The organism is Pontiella sp., from assembly GCF_041622395.1.
Classification (GTDB): domain Bacteria; phylum Verrucomicrobiota; class Kiritimatiellia; order Kiritimatiellales; family Pontiellaceae; genus Pontiella.
Genome location: NZ_JBFJYW010000148.1, coordinates 1 through 9335, shown reverse-complemented (window position 1 = coordinate 9335; position 9335 = coordinate 1). Strand labels below are relative to the sequence as shown.

The window sequence follows — 9335 nt, the reverse complement described above, 5'->3', positions numbered from 1 at the left end:
CGGCAAAACAGAACGCATCACAACCGCTCTCGGCCTGAGATCCCCCCTCTTCAAGCAGAAAAGGGCACTCAAAACCGGATCCGTGAATAGATCAGGCTAGTGCAGCGTATCACCTAGAACTTCGTATTTTTACCACAGAGGGCTCTGAGACACAGAGGCTCGTATATTCATATCCCCTCTGTGTCTCTGTGACCTCTAGCAAAGCGGGTGGTTGAAAATCATCCGAAAGTTCAAGATTTCCAGGGTAGTACATAAAACATCCTGAAGATTCGGATGGATCGCAGGAAAAGCTTCATCAGATACAGGAGATTCCGCTCATTTCCGATTTAACAGAAGGCCGCAAGGTTCGCGTAGAATCGGCTTTGCTGTCTTTGCGGCCTTTAGCGAAGCGGGTGTTGAATCGAACCCTTGTTCACGCGAACGTTTGCTCAGTGCGACCGATTAAGAAATACGGAGCACTCGGCGAAGTCCCGGTCAAAATCGCTTCGCCGTTTCCTGCCGACCAGCTTGCGCCGGCTCGGCATTTTTATTGGTTTGGGGCGCCGCGGCAGGGCTCGGCCCAACTTAACGGTAAGATGGGTTGCTTTTGGGGGGATGGGGGATTACCAATTAATTTTTGCGAATCACCATAAGGAGCCCTACATGAACAAACAATTTCTCGCCGACCTCATCAACAGCATCAGCCCGTCCGGCTATGAAGGTCCCGCCGCCAAGGTCTGGAAAGCCGAAGCCGAAACCTTCGCGGACAAGGTTTGGACCGACACCCACGGCAACTCCCACGCCATCGTCAATCCCGGCGGGTCCCCGCGCGTCATGTTCGCCGGACACTACGACGAAATCGGGTTCCAGATTTCCTACATCGACGAGAAGGGTTTCCTATGGATTCAGGCGCTGGGTGGATGGGATTCGCAGATCGCCCAGGGACAGCGCGTTCAAATCGTGACCAAGAAGGGCATTGTTCGCGGCGTGATTGGGAAAGTGGCCATTCACCTGCAGACGCCGGACGACCGCAAGAAGGTTTCCGAAATCAAGGACCTGTGGGTCGATATCGGCGCCAAGGACAAAGAGGATGCCGAAAAAATGGTCGAGATCGGCGATCCGATGGTACTGGCCTACGGTTTTGAAGAGCTCGCCAACGGCCTGGCGGCCGGCCGCGCGTTCGACGACCGCGCCGGGGCCTTCGTGGTGCTTGAGGCGGCCCGCCAGCTTTCCGCGCTCAATCCCGAGGCCGAGATCCATGCCGTTGCCACCGTGCAGGAAGAGATCGGCCTGCGCGGCGCCACCACCGCCGCATACGGAATCGATCCCGATATCGGCATTGCGGTCGATGTTACCTTCGCCACCGACCATCCGAACATGGGCGAAGCGATGAAGCGCGAAAATCTCATTGAACTCGGCAAAGGCCCCGTGCTGACCCGCGGCCCCAATATCAATGCAAAGCTCTTCGAGCTGCTGGTGACGACGGCAACGGAAGAAAAGATCCCCGTGCAGCTCAACGCCGAGCCGCGCGGTACCGGAACCGATGCCAACGCCATCCAGCTCAACCGGGCAGGGGTCACCTCCGCGCTCGTCAGCATCCCGCTGCGCTACATGCACAGCCCCTGCGAGCTCATCAGCCTCACGGATCTCGAGCTCAGCGCATCCCTGCTGGCCAAAACCGTTGCAAAAATCACGCCCGAAACCAACTTCGTGCCGTTCTAATCCAGCCGCGCGCCGTTCGCCTCGGGATTGAAAAATGCCGGGCGGCGGCCGGACGCGTCGTTGTTTGGACTTGCCGCCGGGCCGCGCTTTCCCGCTTTAGAGCAGGGTCCCGGCCAGATCGGCCAGTTCGGAGCGTTCGCCTTTGGTTAGGTTGATGTGTGCGTAGAGCCGTTGGCCCATCATCTTTTCGATCAGATAGCTCAATCCGTTCGAGTGGCTGTCGAGGTAGGGGTGGTCGATCTGGAAGATGTCGCCCGTGAAGACGATTTTCGTTCCTTCGCCCGCACGGGTGATGATGGTTTTGATCTCGTGGGGCGTCAGGTTTTGCGCTTCGTCAATGATGAAGAAGGTGTTCACCAGACTGCGTCCGCGGATGTAGGAGAGCGGCTCGATAACCAGTTTGCTGTCGTCCACGAGTTTGGAGACCTGGCTGCGCTTGGCGTCGCCCTGCGCGTGTTCGATGACGGCTAGGTTGTCGAACAGCGGTTTCATGTAGGGGTCGAGTTTCGATTTGATGTCGCCGGGCAGGAAGCCGATGTCTTTGTTGCTGAGCGCGACGATGGGGCGCGCCATCAGGATTTGGCGGTAGCTCTTTTTGCGTTTCAGCGCCCCGGCCAGCGCAATGAGCGTCTTTCCCGTTCCGGCCTTGCCCGTCAGCGAGACGAGCCGCACGTTGTCGTTGAGGATCGCGTCGAGCGCATAGGTCTGCTCCGAGTTGCGCGGGGTGATGCCGAAGGCGGGCACTTTGTCGACGTGCTTGATCAAGCTTAGCTCGTCGTCGTAGACCGCCAGGGCCGATTTGCGTTCGCCGCGCAGGATCAGGTATTCGTTCGGAACCAGCGGCCGCTCCAGTTCCAGTTCGCCGGCGGGGAACTCGTAGGGCGGGGTATACATCAGGTTGATCAATGCGGGGGCGACGTTTTCGACGACCCGCGAACCGGTGTAGAGTTGCTGCACGTCGGTGACGTGGTCGTTCTTGTAATCCTGCGCCAGCAACCCGACGGCCTTGGCCTTCATGCGCAGGTTGACGTCCTTGGTGACGAGGCAAACGATCCGGTCCGCGTTTTCCTTGGCGACTTGGTATCCGATGTTGAGGATGCGGTGGTCCGGTTTCTTGGTGTCGGAAAAATTGGCGGCGATATCGTCCGCGAATTTACGGTCGAGCTTGATGCTGATTCTGCCGCGTCCGGTCCCGATCGAAACGCCGCCATTGAACAGTTTGTCTTCGGCCAGCGAGTCGAGGGTACGCGCGAATGCGCGGGCGTGGTAGTTGAGCGAGTCGTTCCCTTTCTTGAAATTGTCCAGCTCTTCAAGGACGGTGATCGGGATGACGATGTCGTGTTCGCCGAAATGATGGATACAGCTGCTGTCGTGGAGGATTACGTTGGTGTCGAGAACAAAGATTTTCTTCTTGGGAGATGTCATGCTTCGGGTGCACCTTTCATGTTGGTTTAAGTTTTTTTTTCGAGGGTTCCAGCCTCCTTCCATCCCTCGGGTGTTGGTCTCGGATGTTCGCCTAAATACGCAGAAATTTTGCTTGAGGACTCGTGAATAGTCAACGCGCAAGTTGTGGGCTTCCTGAGGGGATTGCACAAGATGTTGTGGATGAATGCGCTATGGGCGGTCCAGTCGCAAAATCCGGCCGAGCAGGATTCTGTTTTTGGCAACGCCGCGGTAGAGCAGGTCGAATGCCGGGCGCAGGCCGGGCCAGCCCGTCGGCGCGGCCAGCCAGCCGAGCCCGATCGCCCGGTAGACCGCCCGGATGGCCGCCATGCCCGAAACCGCTTCCCCTTCCGGCGTGACGGCATGGATTTTCCGCTCCAGCGTGTCGAAGCCGATCGCCGGGATCGGCGACTCGAATCCCTCGGCGCGGATGTCGGCATAGGCCAGCCGCCCGGCTTTGTCCCTTCGTCGGAAAAAGCGGATTTTCCGGCGGCAGAGCGGGCACTCGCCGTCGAATAGAATCAGGATTTTGTCGGCATCGTTCATGGCAGATAAGCAACGGTACCAACCGAGCCGCCGCGCGGCGCTTTTTTTGGGAAGAAAAATGAACGCCGCGTGGCGTTGCAAGTCTGATATTGGGTTCCGTCCCTTAACAAGGAGCGGGAAGAAGGTGTGGCGCGTTGGGGTGCCACCGATGAACGAATATCCACAAACCAAACGTAAGGAGAAGTTGAGCAATGATCAAAGCAGTTGATTTGGTCAAGGACTTCGGCCAGCGGCGCGCCGTCGACGGCGTATCGTTCGAAGTTCAACAAGGGACCGTGCTCGGGTTCCTCGGCCCGAACGGCGCCGGGAAAACCACCACGATCCGCATGGTGGCCGGATTCCTCCCGCCCACCCAAGGCAACATTCACGTCAAGGGCATCAATGTCGCCAGCGATCCGGTCGCGGCCCAGAAAAGCATTGGCTACATGCCCGAAACCACCCCGCTCTACGAGGATATGTCCGTCGCCGGGTTCCTGCGCTTCCTCGCCGAGGTGCGCGGATTTTCCGGCAAGGAGCGCGATTCGCGCGTCGACCGCGCGATTGAACGTTGCTTCCTCGGTCCGGTCCGCAGCCAGACCATCGATACCCTCTCCAAGGGCTATCGCCAGCGCACCTGCCTGGCGCAGACCCTGTTGCACGATCCCGACATCCTCCTGCTCGACGAGCCGACCGAAGGCCTCGATCCCAACCAGAAGCAGGTCGTCCGCGACATGATCCGGGAGATGGCCTCCGAGCGCGTCGTCATGCTTTCGACCCACGTGCTGGAGGAGGTCGAGGCCATCTGCACCCGCGCCATCATCATCAGCGCCGGCAAGGTGGTTGCCGACGATACGCCCGCCGCGCTCAAGGCGCGCAGCGAGACCTACAACGCCGTCACCCTCGTCGCCGAAGGCCCGGGCATTGCCGAAAAGCTCGGCAAGCTCGACGCCGTCAAGGAGGTGCGCACGACCGACGGCAAGATTGTCGCCTTCCCGAAAGCGGGCAAATCGATTGCCGCCGACATTCTCGGCGCCGCCCGGCAAAACAACTGGAAGGTGTCCGATATCAAGGTCGACGAAGGGCGGCTCGACGATGTCTTCCGCCAAATCACCATCACCGAAGACGCCAAGAAGAAGGAGGTGGCGTAATGAACGAGGCAACCTCGCATGTGTTGGCCGTCGCCAAACGCGAATGGCGCGCCTACTTCGATTCCCCGGTGGCCTATGTCTTCATTATCATCTTCCTGATGTTGGCCGGGTTCTTCACCTTCTCGCTCGCGCAGTTCTTCGAAGCGGGGCAGGCGGACCTCAACGGGTTCTTCGCGTGGCATCCGTGGCTCTACATGATTCTGGTTCCCGCGGTCGCCATGCGCCTGTGGGCCGAGGAACGCCGCTCGGGGACGATCGAGCTGCTCTTCACCGTGTCGGTCACGCCGCTGCAGGCGCTGCTCGGCAAGTTCGCCGCCGCTTGGCTCTTCATGTTGCTGGCGCTGGCGCTTACCTTCCCGGTGCCGATGACCGCCGCCTATCTCGGGGCGCCCGACCTGGGCGCGATCGTTGCCGGCTACCTCGGCAGCGGCCTGCTGGCCGGGGCCTATGTCGCCGCCGGCATGTTCACCTCGGCGCTGACGCGCAACCAGGTGATCAGCTTCATTCTCGCGGTCGTCATTGGCCTGTTCCTCATCCTCGCGGGCTATTCGCCCGTCACCGACCTGCTGTCGCGCTGGGCCCCGACGTGGTTCGTCGACGGCGTGGCCGCGTTCAGCTTCATGCCGCACTACGAAGCGCTTCAGCGCGGGGTCATCGATCTGCGCGATCTCGTCTACTTTGCGTCGGTGATGGTCTTCATGCTTTTCGCCACGCAAGTCGTACTGAAGAACAAAGTCGGCAGGTAGGGAAAGGGAGTATTTTATGATGAACCAAATGAAAAAAATGACCGGCCTGGCGGGGGTGCTGCTTCTGCTGGGCATATTGATCGCCCTCAACGCGGTGCTGCGCCCGATGCGGCTGCGCGCCGATGTGACCGAGGATCAACTCTACACGCTCTCCGCCGGCACCAAGCAGCTGCTCGGAGCGTTGGACCGCGACGTGACGCTCAAGTTTTATTTTTCCAAGAGCAATGACCGTCTTCCGGTCACGACGAAAAACTTCGCGGCGCGCGTGCGCGACCTGCTCAAGGAATACGAATCGCGTTCCGGCGGCTATCTCGTCGTGGAGGAATACGATCCCAAACCCGACTCCGACGAGGAGGAGTGGGCGCAGCGCTATGGCCTGCAGGGGCAGGCGCTCGACATGTTCGGCATGGGCGGCCAGCTCTATTTCGGCATCGTCGCCGTTTCGGGTAACCGCGAAGCGGCCATCCCGATGCTCGCGCAGAGCGCCGAGCCGCGCCTGGAATACCTGCTCACCCGCATGGTTTCGGAAGTCGCCGCCGAAAAGAGCGCCAAAGTCGGGATCATGAGCGCGTTGCCCGTGAACGGCTCCGTGCCCTCGAACCCCTACATGATGCAGCAGGGCGGGGGCGCTGGAAAATGGGCGGTCGTTTCCGAGATCGAGCGCCAGTACGACCTCGAGCAGATCGATATGACCGCCACCAACATCCCGGCGGACGTCGATGCGCTGATCGTCATTCACCCGGCGGAGATTTCCGACGACACGCTCTTTGCCATCGACCAGTTCGTGCTGCGCGGCGGGCGATTGCTGGCCTTTACCGATGCGCTGTGCATCACCGCGCAGGAGAGCGCCGATCCGCAGATGATGCAGATGGGCATGTCGCCTCCGCAGTCCGCATCGGATCTCAACCAGCTGACCGCCGCGTGGGGCGTGGAAATGGTGCCCGGCCAGTTGGCGGCCGACGAATCGGCGGCGAGCCTGCTCTCCGCCGGCAACGGCAGAGCGCAACGCAACGCCACCTGGTTGTCGCTGCGGGAGGCGCAGATCAACCGCGAAGATATCGCGACGGGATCGCTCAACGAGATGATGATGCCGTTCGCGGGGGTCTTCGAAGTCGCCGCCACCAACGGCGTCGAGGTCGCGGAGCTGATCCATACGGCCGACGACGGCTATACGGCGAGCACCATGGCCGCGCGCATGGGGAAGATCGACATCCCCTCCGAAAAACGGCGCGTGCCGCTGGCGCTGCGCCTGACGGGCTCGCTGTCGTCCGCCTTCCCGGACCGCGACGGCCTGAAGCAGAGCGAAAAACCGGGCATCGTGATTCTGGTTTCGGACGTCGATCTGCTGGCCGACCGCATCGCGACCGATAGCATCAACTTCATGGGGCAGACCCTTGTCCAGCCGCGCAACGACAACCTGAGCTTCGCCGTCAACATGGTCGAGCAGCTCTGCGGCAGCGAGGCGCTGATCGGGCTGCGCAGCCGCAACTCCTACGACCGTCCGTTCGACCGCGTGATCGAGCTCGAAAAGCAAGCCGCCTTCAAGTGGCAGGCCGAAGAGCAACGGTTGAACGCCCAGCTGCAGGCGACGCAGGCCAAGCTTTCGCAGCTCCAGCAGTCGCGCGACGACGGCCAGCAACTGTTCCTGTCGCCCGAGCAGGAGGCCGAAGTGAAAAAATTCCGCGAGGAGGTCTTCCAGACCCAGCAGTCGCTCAAGGAAGTCCGCAAGAGCCTGCGGCGCGACATCGAAATGCTCGGGGTGCGTCTCAAGGCGCTCAACATACTCGGCGTTCCGATGCTCGTCGCAATTTTCGGCATCGGGCGTGGGTGGTGGATTCGCAAGACACGGTAGAACGGGGCGAAGGTCGGTAAAGCCGACTGACCGTTGATTTCACGAAGTGAAATGAATAAAAGATGACAGGAAAAAAACTGATTGGAATGGCGATTGCGCTGGCGGTGCTGGCGGGAATTGCGCTGATGCAGCAAACGGGGGGCCAGAAGCGCCGCCCGGCCGCGGCGCAAGACGGCGCGACCCTTTTGCAAGGGGTTGAGCTGAACGATATCGACGGCGTGGAAATCGCCGAGGGAGGCGCGTCGGTCAAGCTGGCGAAGAAGGAGGGCCAATGGGTGGTCGGTTCGCTCTTCGATTATCCGGTCAACTTCAAGAAACTGGCCGACGCCCTGCGCGCGGTGGCGGAGGTCGCGATGGGATCTCCCGTCCGGGCGGCGAACGTCGACCCCGCGGAATATGGCTTGGATGCCGCGAAGTCCATCGCCTTGTTCCGCGGCGGCAAGGAGGCGGTGAAGATCGAGGTCGGCGCGCGGCGCGATGCTTCGAGCGGTTGGGCCAACCAGCACTTTGTCCGCAAGGGCGGCGCGGATGAAATCTATTTGGTCGATTACGACTTCCACCCGTTCGACGAAACGTCGAGCGATTGGATCGACACCGGGCTGATCAACGTTTCCTCGTCCGACCTCGTTTCGGTCAAAGTGGGCGACGTTGAGCTGAATGCGGTGAGCAACCGCTGGACGTTGGCCGACCTCGACGCGGAGACCGAGGAGTTCGAGCCGTCCGAGGCCAACAAGCTGCGCATGGCGTTGCAGTATCTCAACTGCACCACCGTCGCCGATCCGGCCCAGTCCGACGCCGACCTCGGGTTTGCCGATGCCGTGGTCTACACCGCATCGACCACCAACAAGACCTACACGGTCACCGTGGGCGGCGAGGCCGACAACGGCCGCTACATCCGCCTCTCCGGCGACGTTCCCGACAACGTGAAAAACTGGACCTATGTCGTCAGTTCCTACGAAGTCGGCGACTTCCTGATTGGCCGCGACAAGTTGGTGAAGGAGAAGGAGCCTCCCGAAGCGGGGCCGGCGGAAGAACCCGCCGCCGACTAATCCTCCAAACGGAAAGGCCCCGCACACGGCGGGGCCTTTCCGTTTGGAGCCAGGAGTCGCTGTTTTTCGAAGTCCCACAGGCAATATCCTTGGGGCAAAACCTTGACGTTGTCTTTGTAAATTCCTAAATTACTATAAATCCGTGGGGTTTGGAGTTGGTGGAGGTTTTTTATGGATACAATGGCAATCATTATCGCATGCGGGAAAGAAGAGGAAATTGCGCCGGGAACGGAGGCCGCTTTTTTGACGTTGGGGAACCGTCCCATGATCGCCCATTCCCTTCGGGTGCTCGAGCTGTCTCCAGAGATCGATAGCGTGGTCCTGGTGGTCAGCAAGGAGCGGGTCGAATCCGCGGTTCAGGTCATCAAGCGCTATGGTTGCACCAAGGTGTGCGGCGTGGTGGTTGGCGGGGTCAACCGCCTTAGTTCCTTGCGCACGGTTTTTGGCAAGATCAAGACCGAACCTTCGGTGGTGGTGGTGCATGAGGCATCGAGACCGTTCATCTCCCAGAAGCTGCTCGCCGAAACGGTCAAATGCGCCAAGCGCTATGGGTGCGCCATCGCGGCACACAAGTTGCCGGACGCCGTCAAGGTGGCGCCCAAAGGCATGCGGGTTACCGAAACCCTCGACCGCAATACCGCATGGGTCGCGCAAACCCCGCAGGTCTTCAAGGCCAGCGTGCTCAAGAAAATCATCGATCCCAAAAACCTCGGCGTGAAGGTCGTGGACGATGAATCGGAATTCATCGATGCCTCCTCCGAGGTCCACTTGGTCGAGGCGGGCTCTGCCAACATCAAGATTCGAGAGCGGGCCGACCTCGGCATCGCCACGGCGCTGATGAACGCGCAGCTGACGGACGTCGAATCCAATT

8 protein-coding genes are annotated in these 9335 nt (G+C 60.5%); 6 read left to right on the top strand and 2 right to left on the bottom strand.

From position 1 onward, the window contains the following. The first annotated feature begins 642 nt into the window (after nt 1–642). A complete protein-coding gene (locus ABYO54_RS09785) occupies nt 643–1701 on the top strand; it encodes a M42 family metallopeptidase (RefSeq protein ID WP_372808067.1) in 1059 nt (352 codons plus the stop codon). 96 nt (nt 1702–1797) lie between these two features. Here ABYO54_RS09785 and ABYO54_RS09780 read toward each other — a convergent pair whose 3' ends face one another. Then, complete coding sequence (locus ABYO54_RS09780) at nt 1798–3126, bottom strand: PhoH family protein (protein ID WP_372808066.1); 1329 nt, start codon at nt 3124–3126, stop codon at nt 1798–1800. Nucleotides 3127–3315: 189 nt separating this feature from the next. Then, the gene (locus tag ABYO54_RS09775) at nt 3316–3690 is read right to left on the bottom strand and encodes a thiol-disulfide oxidoreductase DCC family protein (protein WP_372808065.1); all 375 of its coding nucleotides are present in this window, start codon (nt 3688–3690) and stop codon (nt 3316–3318) included. A gap of 191 nt (nt 3691–3881) precedes the next feature. Here ABYO54_RS09775 and ABYO54_RS09770 point away from each other — a divergent pair, with 191 nt between their 5' ends. The 5 genes from ABYO54_RS09770 to ABYO54_RS09750 all read left to right on the top strand — a co-directional run. Beyond that, a complete protein-coding gene (locus ABYO54_RS09770; protein ID WP_372808064.1) occupies nt 3882–4817 on the top strand; it encodes an ABC transporter ATP-binding protein in 936 nt (311 codons plus the stop codon). Further along, nucleotides 4817–5563, top strand: a complete 747-nt coding sequence (locus ABYO54_RS09765) for an ABC transporter permease (RefSeq protein WP_372808063.1) — start codon at nt 4817–4819, stop codon at nt 5561–5563. The genes ABYO54_RS09770 and ABYO54_RS09765 overlap by 1 nt, the downstream gene beginning before the upstream one ends. Nucleotides 5564–5579: 16 nt before the next feature. Beyond that, the gene (locus tag ABYO54_RS09760) at nt 5580–7415 is read left to right on the top strand and encodes a Gldg family protein (RefSeq protein ID WP_372808062.1); all 1836 of its coding nucleotides are present in this window, start codon (nt 5580–5582) and stop codon (nt 7413–7415) included. Nucleotides 7416–7477: 62 nt separating this feature from the next. Next, nucleotides 7478–8464 (top strand): DUF4340 domain-containing protein, encoded by a 987-nt coding sequence (locus ABYO54_RS09755; RefSeq protein ID WP_372808061.1) that lies wholly within the window; start codon nt 7478–7480, stop codon nt 8462–8464. Nucleotides 8465–8635: 171 nt separating this feature from the next. Further along, on the top strand, nt 8636–9335 hold a 700-nt coding region (locus tag ABYO54_RS09750), incomplete at its 3' end, for a 2-C-methyl-D-erythritol 4-phosphate cytidylyltransferase (protein ID WP_372808060.1).